Genomic DNA, 21,248 nt, shown 5'->3' on the forward strand with positions numbered 1-21,248 from the left:
GACTCTTCTTGTCTTATAAAGGAGAAATGATGATCAAGCTATTAACGCTTAACACCCATTCTTGGATGGAAGCCAATGCCCTTAAAAAATTATTTGATTTGGCTGAGCATATCCTAGCAGAAAACTATGATGTTATTTGTTTGCAAGAAATTAATCAATTAATTGAAAGTGAGTTGGCGATAGATTTACCAGGTTATCAAGCTATTGTAGGGACACCTGCCATTCATAAAGATCACTTTGCCTTGCTTTTGGTTCATTACCTTAAAAAGCGAGGGCAACATTATTATTGGTCTTGGGCATATAACCATATTGGCTATGGCATTTACCATGAAGGTGTTGCTGTTTTATCTAAACAACCGATCGAGGTTTCTGATGTTCTTGTGTCGGCTATGGATGATGAGACGGACTACCACACGAGACGATCTTTAGTGGCTAAAACGAAATTGGCTGGTCAAGAGGTTGCTATCGTCAACGTGCACTTATCTTGGCTTGATAAAGGATTTCTCGGAGAATGGCAAAGACTGGAACAAAAGTTACTCGCTCTGGATTGCCCCTTGATGTTAATGGGAGATTTTAATAACCCCACAGATAAAAAAGGGTATCAAGTGATTCTAGATAGTCCTTTAAACCTGCAAGATAGCCACAAAGTCGCTGACCAAGTTTTTGGAGATCATAGCATCGTGGCTGACATTGACGGTTGGGAAGACAATAAAGACGCCTTCAAAGTAGATCATGTTTTCACAAGTAAAGACTTTGTGATTCAATCCTCTAAGATTACTTTTGAAGGTGGAGATGCCCCAGTGGTAAGTGATCATTATGGCCTAGGTGTTGAGTTAGAATGGGTTAAGGATAATCAGAGACCTTGATGCCCTACAGGCTTAGTCAGCCTTACTCTGCCAAAGAAATAGCTGTCTCTATTAAAATCTGAACTTTGGTGAGAAGAAGCTTTTATAATTGAAAAACAAACAGATCTATCCAGCTTCAAGGGCAGAAGAGACCTGTTTGTTTTTTTTCTTTAGTGATGAATGTCCTCTAAGATGAGGTGTTCGACCTCTTCTAAACTTAGTTTAGCAGTCAATCGTTTTTCCGGAATAAGTTTCAAGTAATCCTGCTGCTGCCACCAGCGTTTGAGACTTTCCTCGCCAAACTGCAATGCCTTTTGCCTACTGGCATGCCGTTTTACAGTTTCCTCAAAAGGTAAGTCATAGTAGTAAGCATAGATTTTTCCTTGGAATCGCTCTGCAATGCCTTCCCAAACAGGTTGATACCAATCAGCTTTTAAAATCCCTTCTAGGATAATGTAGTCACAGTGTTGCTGTCCATAATCGAGCAAATTCAAAATAAGGGAAATGGTTGGGGTGTCAAAACCATCATGAGCAAGAAGCATTTCACGGCGTAACTTGTCTTGTGAAAGAAGTAAGCAGTTTTCTCCTAATGCATTTTGGAGGGCTCTTGCTAAGCTGCTTTTCCCACTAGCGGAATTTCCCCGGATAATAATGCGTTTAGTCATATAGAAAACTTTCTAGAGTGAGTTCCCTAATCAATCATAGGACTTTTCAAGTAAGCATCCACTAGACGCTCGGTCGCTGCGATAGAATCTTTGTGGGTACGCTCATAAGAGTGGCTTGACTCGATGCCAGCCCCAAGAAGAGCATGACGAACTTCAGCCCCCGCCCGCATAGCAGCAGAAGCATCGCTGCCATAATAAGGGTAAATATCTAACTTATAAGGAATCTGGTAGTCTTGGCAAAGAGCAACGAGCTGTTGACGCAAATCGTAGTGATAAGGACCAGAACCATCTTTAACGCAGATGGATACCGTGTATTCATCAGTGGCTTGGTCATCTCCCATAGCGCCCATATCAACCGCCAAGTACTCGACCACTTGATGAGGTAGGCTAGAATTGGCACCGTGCCCAACCTCCTCAAAAGCAGAGAAATAAAAATGAGTGGTGTATGGTAACGCAACCTGTTCTTCTTTGTAAAGCTTCAAGAGTTCCATAAGAATAGCTGCACTGACCTTATCATCTAAATGACGTGATTTGACAAATCCTGATGTTGTCAGCTCAAAACGTGGTGCAAAGGAAATAAAATCGCCCACTTCAATACCAAGTGCCCGTGTTTCATCAGCCGTTGTGACTTTTTCATCCAAACGCACCTCCATATTTGTTTGGTTGCGCTCAGCCGTTCCAGCATCTTTATAAACATGGACGGAGGTTTGGTGAAGTAAAATCGTTCCAGAAATTTCCCTACCAGATTTAGCAACGTGAACGGTACAATTTTCTCCTTCGATGGCATTGTAGACAAAACCACCAATCAAATCCATTTTTAAACGACCATCAGGTTTGATCCCACGAACCATGGCGCCAAGAGTATCTAGATGAGCTGTCACCACACGATGCTTGGTATCATTTTTTCCTTTGACAGAAACCATAATACCACCCTTTTTAGTCCGAATGGGTTCATAACCAAAGGTCGTCACCTCCTTTTGCACATAGTCCATAACGGCATTGGTAAAACCTGTCGGAGAGGGAATATTAACTAATGTTTTGAGATAATCTACGGTTGTTTTCATACAAACTCCAATCTAAAAATCGTTTTTTAATAAGGTGCTACAGTAATAACACTGACTTATCTGAACCCAACTTGCAACGACCATGACATTTTTGTCATGGTGTTTTTCAAAACTTTTTGCTTATTGCGACTGTCTCTAAGATAACTTGTGCCAGTCGTTCAACATCAGCATTAGTACCGCGTAGTTCAAAGTCGCCAAGCATTGGGAAACCGAATCGTTTGGCATACTGTTTCGCCGTCAAACAATATTGATGGTTAAAGTTTTTGTTACCAGAACCAATAATTCCTAGACAATGCTTAACATTATCGTGTGCAGCGATAAAATCTCCGAGAGGGTTGGTCAGGATCTCGACTTCTCCAGAATCAATGCCATTGCCCCCCTCCAAGTAAGTTGGTAAAATCGCAATAAAGGACTCTTTAATAGGAAAGGTTTGGCGCTTGAGGTCTTTGACATTAATTGCTTTGATTTTCAGCTGATGCTTTTCTTCTAAATAAAATGTCATTCGCTTAACAAAACTAAGGGTATTGCCACTAAGGCTGATAAAAACAATAGTTAAGTCTGACATAAAAGCCTCCTTTGATAAGATATATATACAAACAAGCTTAGCATAATCCATCATAATAAACAAATCAAACAAGCCATCTTCCATACCAGACACAAGAAGAAAAAATCGCCATGCTTTTTCAAAAAGGGGTGATGACATTCTGAAACATAGATACCTTAAATAGGAAAACAGAGTTTTCTAGATTTAGTCGAAAATACAAAAACCGTTAAGAGACATTCTTGGAAGCAGATGATAAAACAGCTTGCCCAACCTGTTTTGAGTTTTTAAGCTATCTTCAGTGATGATTGCCCAAGAAAGTTAAAGTTATGAGGAACTATAATAGTGTGAGAGCATTCAAAAAAGCTTGATAGCAAGAAAATATCCTTGACAACCAAGCTTTCGACTAGTCGTGTTGACGGTTCTGATAAGATTTCGGATTTTCTCCGGTATTCTTTTTAAAAAACTTTGAAAAATGCGATGGATCAGCAAATCCCAAAATATCTGAAATTTCATGAATGCTATAAGCCGCACGTAGCAATGCTTTAGCTTTTTGAATTTTCATGTTAGACGTGTATTGATAAATGGTGAGGTCCGTTCCTCGTTTGAAAACTTGTCGGAGTTTGGACTCACTCATATGGAAATGCTCCGCAATCTCAGGAGTTAATAAGTTTTTGTGCAAGTTAATATTGATGTATTGAATGATAGCGTTGACAGTTGGCGAAGCATGCTTCAAGTGCCTGTTGCGGATGTCACCGATCTTTTGGGTATAAAAGACCAATGACGCATCACGAATTTCCAAAACTTTAGGTAATGAAGTTGCCAGTTCACTCGTTTTCATAAATTCTTCTCTAGAACTATAGGCTTCAACAATATCCATCCCACACGAAATAGCGATTTGAGACAAGCGATCAAAGGCGATGATCGAATAATTCTTCTCAGAACGCAGGGTATCTCCGCTAATGTCAGGGACAAATGAATTCCGAACAGAAAAAACGAGTTCCTTTAGCTTATCCACATCCCCTTCTTGAGCAAGGTTTGTTAGCAGGTGCTCGTAATTATATAGCGAAATCTTAGTATCAAGCGTCTTACCAAACACTTCTGTTTTTTTGGCTTCCAAACCTTCCAAAAAATCATTGACAAATCGGTGCAAAGGGGACGACAAGAGATCTTCAACTTTCCCTGAAAAAAGATAATGAGTCACTAATAAAAGGTCACGAATCGTATTTAATGGGTAAACAGGAAGCTTTTTTAGAGCTTGATAAAGCATGGTTTGTTCATCTTGAGATAAATCTTTTTCAGAAACAGCCACTTGAAAAAATGTCTGATCAAACACATTGCTACGCCAAGGACCCAGTAAAATATAAGAGTCGTCGTAATGATACATTAGAAAAAGCTCATGAAAACCTCCTTGAAAGAAAAAATACTGACGGTTTTCTTTCTCCATTCTTCTAATTACTGTATCAAAATGATAAAAGAGTTCAAACGAATCGTCGTTCCAAAAACGCCGGACGGTTTGACAATTCTGATCAAATACCGTGATGGACATTTTTAAACAAGCATGCAGAGATTTTAGTATTAAAAGCGTATCCACACCAGTTACTTCTCCTTTTATAATAGTATATATAGTATATGGCAATAATATAGTTTACCTAAATTTACCTTAAAAGCAAGGAATGCGACGTGATAAACAGAAATACGTTTTAAAAAAACAAATGTAACTATTTTTCGACAAAAAACAAAACAAAATATGCTGATTAAAACCGTATAAAGATTAAAAAAAAGTGGTTAAACCATTATAATTATCTAGTAAACTAAAATAGAATGTGTACTCTTGAAAGGGAGTAGAAAGGGATTTAACATGTTTTTGAAAAATAAAAATCAAAAAGTTACTAATAAGGTAATTGGTTTAGGAGCAGCGTCAGTCTTGATTGCAGCAGGATTCGCTTCTGGTTCAAATGTTGAGGCGAGAACAACAAGATCGAGATCAACAAGATCAAGTTTAACATTAAGCGCTGACTTTCCAGTTGTCATTTCTGAGAAACCTTGGACCGATCCTCAACCGTCACTTTGGGATAGTGCTGCATTTGGGCGGATGAAGTATGAAGCTGCTAAAAAGGCTCAAGAAGAGCTAAAAGTTGAAAAGTCAAAACTAGAGGATGAAGTTGGTAAGTTAAAGGATGAGGTTGATACTTTAAATGACAACATTAAGACTCTGGATAAAGTTTTGGATGAAACAGTTAAGTCTAAAATTGCGATCGATTCAAAAGCTAAAGAAACAGAAGGTAAGTTGAAAGAAAGCCAGCAAGAACTTGCTAAAGCGACTGCTCAATCAAAAGAACTTACTGAGAAGTTAGCATCTAGTCAAGCACGTAACACTGAGTTAGAGCAAAATCTTGAAAGCTACAACCGTTTGATTGAGTCAGCTAAGCGTGAAATGGCTGAAAAACTAGCTGAACTTGAAAAATTATCTGCTGAAAATGCAGACTCAAAAGCTCAAGTTGAAACTCTTAAAGCAGAGGTTGCAAAACTTAATGAAAACCTTGCAAGCTATAACCGTTTGATTGAGTCAGCTAAACGTGAAATGGCTGAGAAATTAGCTGAAATCACAGAGTTAACGAAACAAAAAGAAGCATCTGACAAAGCGCTTGCTGAAGCACAAGCTAAAGTTACTGAACTTGAAAAAGCTAAAGCAGAAGCAGATGCTAAGATTGCAGAACTTGACAAAGAAGTTGCTACTCTTAAAGAACAATTGGCTAAGAAGACAGAAGAACTTGAAGCTGTCAAGAAAGCACATGCTGAAGAACTTGCTAAACTTAAAGAAATGCTTGATAAGAAAGACCGTGACAACTCAAGTCTACAGGCAGAAATTGATCGCTTGAAGAAAGAGATTGCTGACAAGATGAAATCATTGTCACCACAAACTCAAGGTAACGTTTCAAATAAAGGAACAACTGCTTCATCAGCTAAAACTGGTCAATTACCATCAACAGGTGAAGAGACTAATCCATTCTTCACAATTGCAGCCTTATCTGTTATCGCTGGTGCTGGTATGGTTGCTGTATCTTCTAAACGTAAAAAAGAAGAAAACTAATCCCCTTTTATTCCTAAATAGATATGACAATTTAAAAAGAGACTAGAAATGCTGATATTCTAGTCTCTTTTCTTACGATTCGTCTGTTAGAAATGAAAAGGATTAGGTGTTTTTGATGTCCTGACTCACCTGTTTTTTTGAGCGTTGACTTTCCTGAATAATGGTTTCGAGGCTTTATTATATCTGATGAAAGCGGTTGTATCAATCATAAAAACGACCCCTTTCAATGCAATGTCATGAAAATATGACTCTAAAAGAAAAGGGGGATGTGAGATAGGGTAATGAGAGCAACTCTCCACCTTTTGCTTTTGAGGGTGAACGTGTTAAAATAGGTAAAAGAAAAGTTATACGAGGATGAGAATGGCTAAAGAAATCACTTTAACGGGAGAAGAAGTTGTTATCATGGCAACCAAATACATGAATGATACGGATGTGGGTGTTGTCCAAAAAGCCTTGGATTATGCAACAGCTGCTCACTTTTATCAGATTAGAAAATCGGGTGAACCTTACATCGTTCATCCTATCCAAGTCGCAGGGATCTTGGCAGATCTGCATTTGGATGCTGTGACTGTTGCCTGTGGTTTTTTGCATGATGTGGTGGAAGATACAGATATTACCTTGGATAATATTGAGTTGGACTTTGGCAAGGACGTGCGTGATATTGTTGATGGTGTGACCAAGCTTGGAAAGGTCGAATACAAATCACACGAAGAGCAATTAGCAGAAAATCATCGCAAGATGCTTATGGCGATGTCCAAAGACATTCGTGTTATTTTGGTGAAATTGGCAGATCGTCTGCACAATATGCGCACACTCAAACATTTGCGTAAAGACAAGCAAGAACGTATTTCGCGTGAAACCATGGAAATCTATGCCCCATTAGCACACCGCTTGGGAATTAGTCGTATCAAGTGGGAATTAGAAGATCTGGCTTTTCGATACCTCAATGAAACCGAATTTTACAAAATCTCGCACATGATGAATGAAAAACGCCGAGAGCGTGAAGCTTTAGTGGATGACATTGTTAATAAAATCAAGACCTATACCACAGATCAAGGCTTGTTTGGTGATGTTTATGGTCGCCCTAAACACATTTATTCTATCTATCGCAAAATGCGTGACAAGAAAAAGCGATTTGATCAGATTTTTGACTTGATTGCGATTCGCTGTATTATGGAAACGCAAAGCGATGTTTATGCCATGGTGGGTTATATCCATGAGTTGTGGCGTCCCATGCCGGGACGTTTCAAAGATTATATTGCTGCCCCAAAAGCCAATGGTTATCAGTCGATTCATACCACTGTTTATGGACCAAAAGGACCGATTGAAATTCAAATTCGGACCAAAGAAATGCACCAAGTAGCTGAGTATGGAGTTGCCGCTCACTGGGCTTATAAAAAAGGGATCCGTGGTAAAGTGAATCAAGCTGACCAAAAAGTCGGCATGAATTGGATTAAAGAATTGGTGGAATTACAAGATGCTTCTAATGGGGATGCCGTTGATTTTGTGGACTCTGTCAAGGAAGATATTTTTTCTGAACGTATCTATGTTTTCACCCCGACAGGCGCCGTCCAAGAATTGCCAAAAGACTCCGGTCCTATTGATTTTGCTTATGCCATCCATACACAAGTTGGCGAGAAAGCGACAGGTGCCAAGGTCAATGGTCGCATGGTCCCTCTAACTGCCAAACTAAAAACGGGGGATGTGGTTGAAATTGTAACCAATCCGAATTCCTTTGGTCCAAGTCGTGACTGGATTAAACTGGTAAAAACCAATAAAGCTCGCAATAAGATTCGTCAATTCTTTAAAAATCAAGACAAAGAACTCTCTGTCAGTAAGGGACGTGAAATGCTCGTTTCTTATTTCCAAGAGCAAGGTTATGTTGCCAATAAATACTTGGATAGAAAACGTATCGAGGATATTCTTCCTAAAGTCAGTGTTAAGAGTGAAGAATCATTATATGCCGCAGTTGGCTTTGGAGATATTAGCCCTGTCAGTGTTTTCAATAAATTAACCGAAAAAGAACGCCGTGAGGAAGAAAGAGCCAAAGCCAAGGCGGAAGCGGAAGAATTGGTTAATGGTGGTGAAATTAAGCATGAAAACAAGGATGTTCTCAAAGTTCGTAGCGAAAATGGCGTCATTATTCAAGGGGCATCAGGGCTTCTTATGCGGATTGCAAAATGTTGTAATCCAGTGCCAGGAGACCCTATTGAGGGCTACATTACGAAAGGTCGAGGCATTGCCATCCACCGGGCAGACTGTAACAACATCAAGAGTCAAGATGGCTATAGAGAACGTCTTATCGAAGTTGAGTGGGATTTGGAAAATTCCAGCAAGGATTACCAAGCCGAAATTGATATTTATGGTCTTAATCGTAGTGGTTTACTTAATGATGTGTTACAGATTCTCTCCAATTCAACCAAAAGTATTTCCACTGTCAATGCCCAGCCGACAAAAGATATGAAATTTGCCAATATTCATGTTAGCTTTGGCATTCCAAACTTGACACATTTGACAACAGTTGTTGAAAAAATCAAAGCAGTCCCTGATGTTTATAGTGTCAAACGAACTAATGGTTAAGCAAAACCAGCATCCTATATTTCACCATAGGAATCAAATAGAGGTTCAAAGTTAGTGAGATAACAAGTTGAGTTCTCTACTAGCCTAAGCTTGCAAAATCGTGTTTTTAGCAATATCAACGCTAAGCAAAAACACAAGACGGTCTCTAGATAGGCTATGAAGTTCATGCTTTTTGTCTGGTGATCTCATTTGTGAATCCAGACATCAAGTAATTGGAGGAACAACTAGTCTATCCTAGCTTTTCCAAATATAATCCTTGGACTGCGATAGCCGCTAATTATACTAAATATAACATAAGGAGAAACGTGTGAAAATTGTCATTCAGCGCGTCAAAGAAGCTTCTGTTTCCATTGAAGGGGAAATTGCTGGCGCTATTAAACAAGGCTTACTCTTATTGGTTGGCATTGACCCTTGTGACCAAGCAGAAGATATTACCTATGCTGTGCGAAAAATTAGTCATATGCGTCTCTTTTCAGATGCTGATGGTAAAATGAACTTGTCTATCCAAGATATAGGTGGTAGCATTCTTTCTATTTCTCAGTTCACGCTTTTTGCAGACACCAAAAAGGGCAATCGACCTGCTTTCACAGGGGCTGCTAAGCCAGATATAGCTAGCCAATACTACGACCGATTCAATGAGCAACTGGCTCAATTAGTACCTGTCGAATGTGGTGTGTTTGGAGCAGATATGCACGTTAGTCTTATCAATGATGGTCCAGTGACTATTATCCTTGATACTCAAAATAGGTAGATGTCATGGAAAATAAGGCAAAACAGACTGGATACAAGTACCTTTAGATAGTTTGTAAACACTCCAAAGATCAGCTGCGGATGAGTGCTAGTGCTATTAGGGTATTGATTCAGATCAAATCTTGGCTTTACGATACGATAAAACATTAAAACCGAGTGAAATCTTGCTTTTTTAAACAGTGATTTCACCCGGTTTTTAGTGATTCATTTAGTTAGCAACCTTAAACAGGTTTTGTTGGTTCTTTTCGTGGGAGATTGCAGGTTCCGTTGTCTTTAAATCGCGTAGATAATGGTATGCCTCCCTTTCTTCTTCGGTGTAACGATCCTTGTCGTAAGCTAAGTGATAACTAGCATTCTCACCTTCAGGGCGCTTGCTCATATAAACGGTGATGACTCTATAATTACCGATATAATCACTCTCTACTTTACCAGTTAAGGTGTAATTAGGGAGATCAAACATGTCTAGGTTGTTAAACAAGACTTTATGTTTTTCACGGTCGTCATAACCATCTCCGAAGTCAATAGATTGTTCGTCAGCAACCATTAAAAAATCATCTTTTAATAAATGATTGTCTTGGGCATCCACATAATTGATTATAAGTGGAATCTTTTTACTCTGGTCAACGTAACGATAGGGTTCCGTACCTTTTTTCAAAATATAGTAGGTCTCAGAAATAAGGTCAGTGTTTGGTGCCAATTCTTTTACACCAGATTTTTGATTAATGGTGTAGGCTTGCTCTCGGGCTTTTACCCGATAGGTGAAACTTTCTTGATCAATCGGTAAAGCTGTTTTTATTGGACTATTGTTATGTGTCACAACAGAATTCTCGCGTGCTTTAATAACATAATCTGGATAGGTTGTCTTTAATATTTCTTGTGCTTGGTGTAGCAACTCCTCTGAAGTGATGGTTTCACCAACAGTTGCCTTCCATTCAGTGCTGTTTTTTGTTATTGGTTTAAAGTCATCGTCTAGATTTAAAGGAAGAAAGTTGACGGTGTAGTTAATAGCTACATCTTTGGCGTGCTCTTTGATTTCTTTTTCTTTGTATGGTCTGACAATGACATGTCCATCTAGAACATATTCTTGAATTGGATGAAGTGGAACAGTCACGGTATTTGCTTGATCAGCAAAATAGACTTTCCCAAATCGGTCTCTTATTTTAGCGTCAGGTGCAAAATCAACCACTTCGTAGTGGTTTGAACCTAGCCGTGTTTCAGATAAGAGTTTATCTTGAATGGCGGCTAGAAGTTTTTTCTTTTCTAGATGTGGTGAATTGAGACCTAGTTCTAAAAATTTAATGTAGAGCGGTTTATTGCTGCCTTCTATTATGCCGTCGACATTAATAACGAGTTTGCTATGCGTTGGACTAGGTTGATCTAAAAGCCAATCTGGACCAGCAATCGCATAAACAGCGTGTGCAGTTCCCAAAATAAAGGCAAAAAGCACAGTTATTATCCCAAAAGCGAAACGTTTTTTCATAAGCACCTCCAAAAGATTAAGTTTTTGCCGGCGAAACAAGTCTAGCAAATACTTGATGATAACACAAGAAAAAAAACATTAAAATATTTTATTTTACTAAAAAATGAATAAAACCAAAATGACATTATTGTCGTTTTTTAGTATTATTTTCTGAAAGATCAAGGGTTTTATAAGCTTTTAAGATTTTTTGGTTATCATATTATTTTAATAAAATAATTATTTCATTATTGTTCTGTCATTATTTTGTTAAGAAGATATAAAATTATTTTTAGCGGGTATCGAGTGACAATTTCACTTGTATAACCAAATTAAGTAGTTATGAAATATGAAAATCGTTTTTTAATTAATGGTTAGGATCAAAACAATCGTCTAAAACTCTTAGAAAGTGGCTATTTAATGATAAAAAAATGATAAAACATAAACTGTTTTTAAAGATATGCCCGAGACATATAAAGGTAGACTTAAGAATGGGTTTTTGAATGGGAGTTTTGACTTTTTGCTATGAAGTCTAGGTTCTGAAAAATTCAAGGCAAAAGTTGCCTTCTGTGATATAATTTGACTAAATCGTTTTACGAAAGGAATCGTTATGGAGCTGAAAGATTATTTTCCGGAAGTGCAAGAGGGAGCGTTTCCTTTAGCTGATCAGGACTGGATTAGTATTGAAAACGGAGGGCGGTACTTGTATATTCCGAAATCGTGTTTAACTGAGAGAGAACAGCTCTTGTTGGGACTAGGGCGAGAGGGCTTCCATCAAGTTGGTCAGCAATCACCGTGGTATCATTATTTAATTGACCGTAAGGGAAATTTACCAGAAAGCTTTGATTATTGTCAATTTATTTACTTAAATCATTATCAGCCGTTGTCAGCTGAGTTGGTCGAATTATTAACAAGTGTTATTGATGGGGTTGAGGCGGTATTGCCGATTGGTCCGACGAGAACAGCTTTTTTGCGACATCAGAGGAATTCTCCTGATTTGTTGCAATTATTAAAGCAGCTTTTACCAACGATTGAGAGTGATTTTGGTCTAGCTCTCACGATTTTTATTGGGAATACTTGGGATAAGTTAACTGGCAGTGTTTTACGAGACTATTTTGAAGAAGAAAATAGGCTTTTAAACACTTATTTGACTCAAAAATCTACGGGTAATTTGTTGACCTTTCCGGAATTAATGTTGTGGTCTTTGGTGTCACATCAGCCATTACCTACTTTAACGCAACATTTTAGTCAATTATTGATCAATCAAAAAGAGGTGGCTGATTTGGTTCAGGCTTTGTGGCAAGCACATGGCAATCTGGTTCAAACAGCACAGCGTTTGTATATTCATCGCAATTCGCTTCAATATAAGATTGATAAATTTGCGCAACAGTCGGGGCTTTATTTGAAGAACTTAGATGATTTAGCTTTTGCCTATTTGTTGCTGTTGAAACACTAGTTTTGTGCAAGGTGCCTAAAGAAATTTGGGTGCTTTGTCTCTATTATGGAAACGCTATCTTTGATATAATGAAATCATCAAATAAAAGGCTTCAGCGGGTTCTAGCAATGCAGTCAGCTAGTGAGCCTGCTGGCCAAATAGGAGTGACACATGGTTGAATTAAATTTAAATCATATTTATAAAAAGTATCCAAACACAACGCATTATGCGGTTGAAGATTTTGATTTGGACATTAAGGATAAGGAATTTATCGTTTTTGTAGGACCTTCAGGATGTGGAAAATCAACCACTCTTCGTATGATTGCTGGGCTTGAGGATATTTCCGAAGGGGAATTGAAAATTGATGGTGAGGTTGTCAATGATAAATCACCTAAGGACCGTGATATTGCGATGGTTTTCCAAAACTATGCCCTTTATCCGCACATGACTGTTTACGATAACATGGCGTTTGGTCTAAAGCTGCGTAAATATAAAAAAGATGACATTGATCGTCGCGTTAAGGAAGCCGCAGACATCCTTGGTTTAACAGAATTCTTAGAGCGTAAGCCAGCTGATCTTTCTGGTGGTCAACGTCAGCGTGTTGCCATGGGACGTGCGATTGTTCGTGATGCTAAGGTGTTCTTGATGGATGAGCCTTTGTCAAACTTGGATGCGAAGCTACGTGTGTCTATGCGTGCTGAAATTGCTAAAATTCACCGCCGTATCGGGTCAACAACCATCTACGTTACTCATGATCAAACCGAGGCGATGACTTTGGCAGACCGCATCGTTATCATGAGCGCTACTAAAAATCCTCAAGGAAATGGAACGATTGGTAAAATTGAACAAGTTGGTTCACCACAAGAATTGTATAATTTTCCAGCTAATAAATTTGTTGCCGGTTTTATTGGAAGCCCAGCTATGAATTTCTTTGATGTAGAAATCAAAGATGGTCGTATTATTAGTGATGACGGGCTTGATATTGCCATTCCTGAAGGACAAGCAAAAATGCTTGAAGCCGCTGGTTATAAAGGCAAAAAAGTCACTTTTGGAATTCGTCCAGAAGATATTTCAAGCAATCAAATCGTGCATGATACGTATCCAAATGCCAATGTTACCGCAGAGGTTATGGTTTCGGAATTACTCGGCTCAGAAACCATGCTTTATGTGAAACGTGGTCAAACAGAATTTGCCTCTCGAGTTGACGCACGTGATTTCCATAGCCCGGGTGAGCAAGTTAACTTAACGTTCAATGTGGCTAAAGGACACTTTTTTGATCCTGACACAGAACAGGCTATTCGTTAGTGAAACCTCCTGAAATATAACAAAATCCTCAGATAGTTTGGGGATTTTGTTACCCAAGACCGTGCAAACGGTTGCGCAACGCTCTAAAAAAGGGTACAATAACCAAAAAGACTATTAAAAGAAATAATAGAAAGGTAGAACGACATAGCAATACACAATGTGTTGTCAGAAATGTTCTAGAAAAAACAGATGCAAAAACATTGGTGGCATAAAGCAACAATTTATCAAATTTATCCGAGATCCTTTATGGATACAAGTGGTAATGGGGTTGGGGATCTTAGAGGTATTACCACTAAACTTGACTACCTTCAAAAACTAGGGATAACTGCGATTTGGTTATCGCCAGTCTATCAGTCTCCGATGGACGACAATGGTTATGATATTTCTGATTATGAAGCCATTGCTGATGTTTTTGGAACAATGGCGGACATGGATGAGCTTTTAGAAGAAGCAAATAGAAGAGGAATTAAAATCATTATGGATTTGGTGGTTAACCATACCTCTGATGAACACGCTTGGTTTATTGAAGCAAGAGAAAATCCGGATAGTCCAGAAAGAGATTACTATATCTGGCGAAATGAACCGAACAATCTAATATCCATTTTCTCAGGGTCTGCTTGGGAATTGGACGAAGCTTCAGGTCAGTATTATTTGCATCTCTTTAGTAAAAAACAACCAGATTTGAATTGGGAGAATGCACAGCTGCGCCAAAAAATTTATGACATGATGAATTTTTGGATTGCTAAAGGTATTGGTGGCTTCCGCATGGATGTGATTGATCTTATTGGAAAAATTCCTGATTTGGAAATCACCGGAAATGGTCCTCGATTGCACGAGTACCTCAAGGAGATGAATCAAGCAACCTTTGGTAAGCATGACTTGATGACTGTTGGGGAAACGTGGGGAGCGACACCAGAAATTGCTCGTCAGTATTCTTGTCCAAAAAATCAAGAATTATCCATGGTTTTTCAATTTGAACATGTCGGATTGCAACACCAGCCGGATGCTCCCAAATGGGATTATGCCAAAGAGCTAGATGTTCCTGCTCTTAAACGCATTTTTAGCAAGTGGCAAACAGAACTTAAATTAGGTGAGGGTTGGAATTCTCTTTTTTGGAATAACCATGATTTGCCGAGAGTTTTGTCAATTTGGGGAAATGACGGCTATTACCGAGAAAAATCGGCGAAAGCCTTGGCTATTTTGCTTCACCTAATGCGAGGAACCCCCTACATTTATCAAGGCGAAGAAATCGGCATGACCAATTATCCTTTTAAAGATTTGACAGAGGTTAACGACATTGAATCCCTTAATTATGCCAAGGAAGCTATGGAAGCTGGTGTTTCAGAGAAAACGATTGTAGACAGTATCCGAAAGGTTGGTCGAGACAATGCAAGAACGCCAATGCAGTGGTCTGAGGGGAAAAATGCAGGTTTTTCTGTTGCTGCTAAAACATGGTTGCCGGTTAATCCTAACTATCAAGAAATTAACGTAGAAAAAACATTAGCGAACCCGGATTCTATTTTCTATACTTACCAACGGTTGATTGCCTTGCGCCAAACCGAGGATTGGTTGGTAGAGGCTGATTACCAGTTGTTAGAAACTGCTGAAAAAGTCTTTGCTTATAAGCGTCAGTTGGGGAAAGCGATTTATCTTATCGTGGTTAATATATCTGATGAAGAACAAACCTTTTCACGTGCGCTAGAAAATGCAGAAATTATTATTGCTAATACAGATGTGGAGGCTATTATAGCCAGTCAACGTTTACAGCCATGGGATGCTTTTTGCGTAAAATTAACAAAAGCATAAGCCGTATTTTCTAAGAGCCGAGAGATTTCGTCCGATCTTGGCTCTTTTTCAATTTGTTAAAGCTGCCACAAAATAATTTCCTTCTTTTTTGGTGCTGCTTTGAAGTTACTTTTTTAATATTCTAAAAACAACTGACAAGTTAATGTGACTTAAAATGCGTTTATAGGGGAACTTTGGTTGAGCGTCTAGCATTTCTGGTTTAAGTCTGCTTAGATATTTAAAAACATGAGAACGGCTCTAACAAAGAGGGATGGGTGGACTTTTCATGCACTGGCTTTCTCTGTCATTACTCTAAAGTTATAGAAACTTAGGGTGGAGTGCTGAAGTGAGAATGATTTTCTGATATAATAAGACTATTACAAACAATAAGAAAAAGGAGTTCGTTTGCAAGGTAAAATCATTAAATCTCTGGCTGGTTTTTATTATGTTGAGTCGGGGGGGCAAGTATATCAAACACGAGCACGTGGGAATTTTCGCAAAAGTGGTCAAACTCCTTATGTAGGGGATCTAGTGGACTTTTCCGCCGAGGATAATTCAGAAGGTTATATTTTAGCGATTCATGACCGTAAGAATAGCTTAGTGAGACCTCCAATTGTCAATATTGACCAAGCTGTAGTCATCATGTCTGCCAAAGAACCCGATTTTAATAGTAACCTTTTAGATCGTTTTCTTATTTTATTAGAGCATAAGACGATTCATCCGGTGGTCTATCTGTCAAAAATGGATTTATTGGACAGTGCTGATGAAATTGAGATGATTGCTCGTCATTATCGAGCCATTGGTTATGACTTTGTGACGAATTTGGATACGCTTTTACCTTTATTAGCTGAGAAAACGACGGTTTTTATGGGACAAACTGGAGTTGGCAAATCGACCCTATTGAACCGTATTGCTCCAGAATTGGCTCTTGAAACAGGTGGCATTTCAGATAGTCTGGGACGGGGGCGTCATACGACTAGAGCCGTTAGTTTTTATAATGTTCATGGTGGCAAAATTGCGGATACACCGGGCTTTTCATCATTGGATTATGAGATTGATAATGTAGAAGATTTAAATGAGGCTTTTCCAGAACTGCGCCGTCTTAGTCATGCCTGTAAGTTCAGGTCTTGTACCCATACCCACGAACCCAAATGTGCGGTTAAGGCTGCACTTGATTCAGGAGATTTGTGGCGAGCACGTTACGATAATTACTTGCAATTTCTTAGTGAAATTGAAAACTGTCGCGAAACATATAAAAAAGTCATCAAAAGAAAGTAGGTTTCACCATGACAACTTTAAAAATTGCCCCGTCTATTCTAGCAGCAGATTATGCTAACTTTGCGTCTGAATTAGCACGCATTGAAGAAACTGGTGCCAAATACGTTCATATTGATATTATGGATGGTCAATTTGTTCCCAACATTAGTTTTGGTGCAGATGTGGTGGCAAGCATGCGTAAACACAGCAAACTGGTTTTCGATTGTCATTTAATGGTGATCAATCCGGAACGCTATGTGGATGCTTTTGCTCAAGCTGGAGCGGATATTATGACCATTCATACCGAAAGCACATTACATATTCATGGTGCTCTTCAAAAAATTAAAGCGGCGGGCATGAAAGCAGGTGTGGTTATTAATCCAGGAACTCCTGTTACTGTTCTTGAACCACTTCTTTCCTTGATTGACCAAGTTCTCATTATGACTGTTAATCCGGGATTTGGTGGGCAAGCCTTTATTCCAGAATGTTTGGAAAAAGTAGCTGCTGTTGCCAAAATGCGTGATGTTAAAGGTTTGTCTTTTGATATTGAGGTTGATGGTGGTGTGGATGACACGACCATTCGTGCATGCTACCAAGCTGGAGCCAATGTCTTTGTTGCGGGATCATATCTCTTCAAAGCAAGTGACTTGGCTAACCAAGTCAAAAACCTAAGGACAGCACTGAATGCTTAGAGTCGCTCTTTTTGCCGGTGGAGATTTGACTTTTTTCACGCGTCATTTTGATTATTTTGTTGGCATTGATAGGGGGAGTTTGTTTTTATTAGAAAATGGGTTACCTTTGACGATGGCTGTGGGTGATTTTGATTCAGTCTCTAAAGAAGCATTTACGATGATAAAAGAAAAAGCGGAGCATCTTGTCATTGCTAAACAAGAAAAAAATGACACTGATACCGAATTAGCCCTCAAAGAGGTATTTGCCCGTTTTCCTGATGCGCAAGTGACTATTTTTGGAGCTTTTGGTGGGCGATTAGATCATTTGTTATCCAATCTATTTGTCCCTAGCGATCCTGCCTTAGCTCCCCATATGACTCAAATTGAGTTACGTGATGAACAAAATGTTGTTACTTTTTGCCCAGCAGGCAAGCACCTTGTTAGGCAGGAAAATGGGATGACCTACATCGCTTTTATGACAGATGGAGAGGCTGATTTGGAAATCGTTGGTGCTAAATTTGCGTTAACCCCGGCTAATTTTTTCAAGAAAAAAATCTATGCTAGTAATGCCTTTATAGGCACTCCCATCGAGGTGACCGTACCGAGTGGCTATCTAATAATTCTTCAAAGCAAAGATCGGAGTTAATTAATATGGAATTTATTTTGTTATTGCTACTACTGGCTCTTTTAGGCTTAGTTGCTTTTGTATTTTTTAAAATCAATAGCCTACAAGATCAGGTTGTTAAAACCTTAGACAGCACTGCGGATAATTTATCAGATCAGGTGACCTATCAGCTAGATACGGCGAATAAACAGCAGATTTTGGAAATCACACGCTTGATGAATCGTCAACAAACCGATTTTTATCAGCAGTTAACCGATATTCGTGACGTCTTGCACCAAAGCTTATCAGAAAATAGAGATCGTTCCGACCAGCGCTTAGAAGTGATGAACCAAAGTCTGAGTCAATCCCTTAAAGCCATGCAGGAGTCGAATGAAAAACGGTTAGAAGAAATGCGTCACACTGTTGAAGAAAAATTAGAAGAAACCCTAAAAAATCGTTTACACGCTTCTTTTGAGACGGTTTCTAAGCAGCTAGAGAGCGTTAACCAAGGTTTGGGTGAAATGAGAACTGTCGCACAAGATGTGGGTACCTTAAATAAGGTTTTATCGAATACAAAAACGAGAGGCATCCTAGGTGAACTCCAACTGGGTCAAATAATCGAAGACATTATGACGACTAATCAGTACGAAAGGGAGTTTGTAACGGTTACAGGATCGACGGAGCGAGTTGAATACGCCATCAAATTACCAGGAAATGGTCAAGGAGATTATATTTATTTGCCTATTGATTCAAAATTTCCTTTGGAAGATTATTACCGATTGGAAGATGCCTATGAGGTCGGTGACAAATCGGCTATTGAAGCCAGCCGAAAAGCACTTTTAGCGGCTATTAAACGTTTTGCCAAAGACATCCATAAAAAATACCTCAATCCGCCGGAAACAACTAATTTTGGAATTATGTTTTTGCCGACTGAGGGACTTTACTCAGAGGTAGTTAGAAATGCTGCTTTCTTTGATAGCCTTCGTCGGGAGGAAGCGATTGTTGTTGCAGGTCCTTCGACCTTATCAGCTTTGCTTAATTCCTTATCTGTCGGTTTTAAGACACTTAATATTCAAAAAAATGCTGATGATATTAGTAAGATTTTAGGCAATGTCAAATTGGAATTTGAAAAATTTGGTGGGCTGCTTGTTAAGGCGCAAAAGCAAATCCATACCGCTAATAACACCTTAGATCAGTTGATGTCAACGCGAACAAATGCCATTATGCGTGCCTTGACTACGGTTGAAACCTATCAAGACCAGTCGACAGCATCTTTGCTAAATATGCCGTTGCTAGAAGAGGAAGAAAATGAAAATTAACCAAATGAAAAAAGACCAGCTTTTTGAAGGTTTTTATCTTATTAAGTCGGCAGAAGTTCGTAAAACAAGAGCAGGAAAGGACTTTATCAGCTTTACCTTTCAAGATGATACCGGTGAAATTTCAGGAAACCTCTGGGATGCTCAACCTTATAATGTTGAAGAATTCGTTGCCGGTAAGGTCATCTTCATGAAAGGTCGTCGTGAAGTTTACAATGGCACCCCTCAAGTCAACCAAATTACCTTGAGAAATGTCAGAGTAGGTGAACCTAGCGATCCTAAAGATTTTAAAGAAAAATCACCTGTTAGCATTACGGAAGTGCATGATTATCTAGATCAAATGCTCTTTAAAATTGAAAATGCCACTTGGCAAAGAATTGTACGAGCACTTTATCGCAAGTACGACAAAGAATTTTACACTTACCCAGCGGCAAAAACCAACCATCATGCTTTTGAGTCCGGTCTGGCTTATCACACCGCAACAATGGTAAGGTTGGCAGACAGTATCGGTGATATCTATCCTGAATTAAACAAAAGTTTGCTTTTTGCAGGAATCATGTTGCATGACCTTGCCAAAGTGTTGGAATTAACAGGGCCAGACAATACAGAGTACACCGTCCGTGGAAATCTGATTGGTCATATCGCCCTGATCAATGAGGAAATCACTAAGGTTATTACAGAACTTAATATTGATGACAACAAAGAAGAAGTGGTTGTGTTACGCCATGTGATTTTAAGTCATCATGGACAATTGGAATATGGCAGCCCGGTGCGCCCTCGTATTATGGAAGCGGAAATGATTCACATGATTGATAATATTGATGCCAATATGATGATGATGGCAACTGCACTCAATCGAGTTGGTGAAGGTGAGATGACCAACCGTATCTTTGCGATGGATAATCGTTCTTTCTATAAACCAAGGTATTAATAACAGGCTTAGTGATCATCTTGAAGAAAAACGAGCATTTCTTTTGTGGAATGTTCGTTTTTTGCGAGCTTTGTGGTATAATATTGAAAAGTACACAAAAATGGGGAAAATATGAAATTAAGACGAAGTGAGCGTATGGTTGTTATTTCAAATTATTTAATCAACAATCCATACAAATTAACAAGTTTGAATACTTTTGCAACAAAATATGAGGCCGCAAAATCATCTATCTCAGAGGATATTGCTATTATAAAAAAAGCTTTTGAAGAAGCAAATATTGGGGAGATTGACACGCTAACAGGAGCTAGCGGTGGAGTGATTTTTACACCAAGTATTTCAGAAACAGAAGCACGTGCCATTGTTGAGGAATTGTGTCAACGTTTGTCAGAAAACAGTCGTATTCTGCCTGGGGGGTATATTTACCTTTCAGACCTGTTGAGCACACCAAAAATTTTACAAAATATTGGTCGTATTATTGCGAATGCCTTTAAAGGGCAACAAATTGATGCTGTAATGACAGTTGCTACAAAGGGGGTTCCTTTGGCGAATGCAGTCGCTAATATTTTGAATGTTCCTTTTGTCATTGTGCGACGTGATTTGAAAATCACAGAAGGCTCAACTGTTTCCGTCAATTACGCCAGCGCCTCGAGTGATCGTATTGAAAAGATGTTCTTGTCGAAACGAAGTTTAAAACCAAACAGCCGTGTCTTAATTGTTGACGACTTTTTAAAAGGCGGGGGAACCATTACAGGGATGATCAGCCTTTTGTCAGAATTTGATAGCACGCTAGTTGGTGTGGCTGTTTTTGCAGAAAATGCCCAGTCAGAACGTGAACAAATGACTTTTAAATCCTTGTTAAAAGTATCAGAGATTGATGTCAAAAATAATAATGTTGTTGTGGAAGTCGGAAATATTTTCGATGACTGTGAATAAGCGAGAAAAGGAGTGA

The 21,248-nt window shown here is 38.9% G+C and carries 18 protein-coding genes; 13 read left to right on the forward strand and 5 right to left on the reverse strand.

What is annotated here, in order from left to right; all coding sequences use genetic code 11:
* Positions 1-29: 29 nt before the first annotated feature.
* The gene (locus tag H346_RS0100490) at positions 30-866 is read left to right on the forward strand and encodes an endonuclease/exonuclease/phosphatase family protein (protein WP_027969332.1); all 837 of its coding nucleotides are present in this window, start codon (positions 30-32) and stop codon (positions 864-866) included.
* Between the two features lie 149 nt (positions 867-1,015).
* On the opposite strand, the gene H346_RS0100495 is transcribed toward H346_RS0100490, so the two are convergent.
* From H346_RS0100495 to H346_RS0100510, 4 genes are all read right to left on the reverse strand, one after another.
* Positions 1,016-1,510 carry a kinase gene (locus H346_RS0100495; RefSeq protein ID WP_027969333.1) on the reverse strand — a complete coding sequence of 165 codons (495 nt, stop codon included), beginning with the start codon at positions 1,508-1,510 and terminating at the stop codon, positions 1,016-1,018.
* Positions 1,511-1,536: 26 nt separating this feature from the next.
* Positions 1,537-2,574, reverse strand: a complete 1,038-nt coding sequence (locus tag H346_RS0100500) for a M42 family metallopeptidase (RefSeq protein ID WP_027969334.1) — start codon at positions 2,572-2,574, stop codon at positions 1,537-1,539.
* Positions 2,575-2,680: 106 nt separating this feature from the next.
* The gene (gene nrdI, locus H346_RS0100505) at positions 2,681-3,139 is read right to left on the reverse strand and encodes a class Ib ribonucleoside-diphosphate reductase assembly flavoprotein NrdI (RefSeq protein ID WP_027969335.1); all 459 of its coding nucleotides are present in this window, start codon (positions 3,137-3,139) and stop codon (positions 2,681-2,683) included.
* Between the two features lie 382 nt (positions 3,140-3,521).
* The gene (locus tag H346_RS0100510; RefSeq protein ID WP_425262072.1) at positions 3,522-4,664 is read right to left on the reverse strand and encodes a YSIRK-targeted surface antigen transcriptional regulator; all 1,143 of its coding nucleotides are present in this window, start codon (positions 4,662-4,664) and stop codon (positions 3,522-3,524) included.
* A gap of 312 nt (positions 4,665-4,976) precedes the next feature.
* On the opposite strand from H346_RS0100510, the gene H346_RS09510 reads away from it, so the two are divergent.
* The 3 genes from H346_RS09510 (at position 4,977) to dtd (ending at position 9,540) form a co-directional block, all read left to right on the forward strand.
* Positions 4,977-6,209, forward strand: coding sequence for an LPXTG cell wall anchor domain-containing protein (locus tag H346_RS09510; protein WP_051188339.1), 1,233 nt, complete (start codon positions 4,977-4,979; stop codon positions 6,207-6,209).
* A 360-nt stretch (positions 6,210-6,569) separates the two neighbouring features.
* A complete protein-coding gene (locus H346_RS0100520; RefSeq protein WP_027969337.1) occupies positions 6,570-8,789 on the forward strand; it encodes a RelA/SpoT family protein in 2,220 nt (739 codons plus the stop codon).
* A 307-nt stretch (positions 8,790-9,096) separates the two neighbouring features.
* Positions 9,097-9,540, forward strand: coding sequence for a D-aminoacyl-tRNA deacylase (gene dtd / locus H346_RS0100525; protein ID WP_027969338.1), 444 nt, complete (start codon positions 9,097-9,099; stop codon positions 9,538-9,540).
* 207 nt (positions 9,541-9,747) lie between these two features.
* Here the strand turns inward: dtd and H346_RS0100530 are convergent, their stop codons facing one another.
* Positions 9,748-11,019: a staphylokinase domain-containing protein gene (locus tag H346_RS0100530; RefSeq protein ID WP_027969339.1), complete on the reverse strand. Its 1,272-nt coding sequence runs from the start codon at positions 11,017-11,019 to the stop codon at positions 9,748-9,750.
* 586 nt (positions 11,020-11,605) lie between these two features.
* On the opposite strand from H346_RS0100530, the gene H346_RS0100535 reads away from it, so the two are divergent.
* The 9 genes from H346_RS0100535 to purR all read left to right on the forward strand — a co-directional run bounded on the left by H346_RS0100535 (position 11,606) and on the right by purR (position 21,232).
* Positions 11,606-12,451, forward strand: a complete 846-nt coding sequence (locus tag H346_RS0100535; RefSeq protein WP_027969340.1) for a helix-turn-helix domain-containing protein — start codon at positions 11,606-11,608, stop codon at positions 12,449-12,451.
* Positions 12,452-12,601: 150 nt separating this feature from the next.
* Entirely contained in the window at positions 12,602-13,735 is a 1,134-nt protein-coding gene (locus H346_RS0100545) for an ABC transporter ATP-binding protein (protein ID WP_027969341.1), read from the forward strand.
* Between the two features lie 189 nt (positions 13,736-13,924).
* A complete protein-coding gene (gene dexB / locus H346_RS0100550) occupies positions 13,925-15,541 on the forward strand; it encodes a glucan 1,6-alpha-glucosidase DexB (RefSeq protein ID WP_027969342.1) in 1,617 nt (538 codons plus the stop codon).
* A 384-nt stretch (positions 15,542-15,925) separates the two neighbouring features.
* A complete protein-coding gene (gene rsgA / locus H346_RS0100555; RefSeq protein ID WP_027969343.1) occupies positions 15,926-16,798 on the forward strand; it encodes a ribosome small subunit-dependent GTPase A in 873 nt (290 codons plus the stop codon).
* A gap of 8 nt (positions 16,799-16,806) precedes the next feature.
* Positions 16,807-17,469, forward strand: a complete 663-nt coding sequence (rpe, locus tag H346_RS0100560) for a ribulose-phosphate 3-epimerase (protein WP_027969344.1) — start codon at positions 16,807-16,809, stop codon at positions 17,467-17,469.
* Entirely contained in the window at positions 17,462-18,094 is a 633-nt protein-coding gene (locus tag H346_RS0100565) for a thiamine diphosphokinase (RefSeq protein WP_027969345.1), read from the forward strand. The genes rpe and H346_RS0100565 overlap by 8 nt, the downstream gene beginning before the upstream one ends.
* A 5-nt stretch (positions 18,095-18,099) precedes the next feature.
* Positions 18,100-19,371 (forward strand): DNA recombination protein RmuC, encoded by a 1,272-nt coding sequence (locus H346_RS0100570; RefSeq protein WP_027969346.1) that lies wholly within the window; start codon positions 18,100-18,102, stop codon positions 19,369-19,371.
* A complete protein-coding gene (locus tag H346_RS0100575; RefSeq protein ID WP_027969347.1) occupies positions 19,361-20,299 on the forward strand; it encodes a 3'-5' exoribonuclease YhaM family protein in 939 nt (312 codons plus the stop codon). The genes H346_RS0100570 and H346_RS0100575 overlap by 11 nt, the downstream gene beginning before the upstream one ends.
* A gap of 111 nt (positions 20,300-20,410) precedes the next feature.
* Positions 20,411-21,232, forward strand: coding sequence for a pur operon repressor (purR, locus tag H346_RS0100580; RefSeq protein WP_027969348.1), 822 nt, complete (start codon positions 20,411-20,413; stop codon positions 21,230-21,232).
* The last annotated feature ends 16 nt before the right edge of the window (positions 21,233-21,248 follow it).

The organism is Streptococcus castoreus DSM 17536 (assembly GCF_000425025.1).
In the GTDB taxonomy this organism is placed as follows: Bacteria; Bacillota; Bacilli; order Lactobacillales; family Streptococcaceae; genus Streptococcus; species Streptococcus castoreus.

Bases quoted from the DNA above. Each gene is read 5' to 3' on its own strand.
- H346_RS0100490 (WP_027969332.1), top strand. From the start codon at position 30: ATGATCAAGCTATTAACGCTTAACACCCATTCTTGGATGGAAGCCAAT.
- H346_RS0100495 (WP_027969333.1), bottom strand. From the start codon at position 1,510: ATGACTAAACGCATTATTATCCGGGGAAATTCCGCTAGTGGGAAAAGC.
- H346_RS0100500 (WP_027969334.1), bottom strand. From the start codon at position 2,574: ATGAAAACAACCGTAGATTATCTCAAAACATTAGTTAATATTCCCTCT.
- nrdI (WP_027969335.1), bottom strand. From the start codon at position 3,139: ATGTCAGACTTAACTATTGTTTTTATCAGCCTTAGTGGCAATACCCTT.
- H346_RS0100510 (WP_425262072.1), bottom strand. From the start codon at position 4,664: ATGTCCATCACGGTATTTGATCAGAATTGTCAAACCGTCCGGCGTTTT.
- H346_RS09510 (WP_051188339.1), top strand. From the start codon at position 4,977: ATGTTTTTGAAAAATAAAAATCAAAAAGTTACTAATAAGGTAATTGGT.
- H346_RS0100520 (WP_027969337.1), top strand. From the start codon at position 6,570: ATGGCTAAAGAAATCACTTTAACGGGAGAAGAAGTTGTTATCATGGCA.
- H346_RS0100530 (WP_027969339.1), bottom strand. From the start codon at position 11,019: ATGAAAAAACGTTTCGCTTTTGGGATAATAACTGTGCTTTTTGCCTTT.
- H346_RS0100535 (WP_027969340.1), top strand. From the start codon at position 11,606: ATGGAGCTGAAAGATTATTTTCCGGAAGTGCAAGAGGGAGCGTTTCCT.
- H346_RS0100545 (WP_027969341.1), top strand. From the start codon at position 12,602: ATGGTTGAATTAAATTTAAATCATATTTATAAAAAGTATCCAAACACA.
- dexB (WP_027969342.1), top strand. From the start codon at position 13,925: ATGCAAAAACATTGGTGGCATAAAGCAACAATTTATCAAATTTATCCG.
- rpe (WP_027969344.1), top strand. From the start codon at position 16,807: ATGACAACTTTAAAAATTGCCCCGTCTATTCTAGCAGCAGATTATGCT.
- H346_RS0100565 (WP_027969345.1), top strand. From the start codon at position 17,462: ATGCTTAGAGTCGCTCTTTTTGCCGGTGGAGATTTGACTTTTTTCACG.
- H346_RS0100570 (WP_027969346.1), top strand. From the start codon at position 18,100: ATGGAATTTATTTTGTTATTGCTACTACTGGCTCTTTTAGGCTTAGTT.
- H346_RS0100575 (WP_027969347.1), top strand. From the start codon at position 19,361: ATGAAAATTAACCAAATGAAAAAAGACCAGCTTTTTGAAGGTTTTTAT.
- purR (WP_027969348.1), top strand. From the start codon at position 20,411: ATGAAATTAAGACGAAGTGAGCGTATGGTTGTTATTTCAAATTATTTA.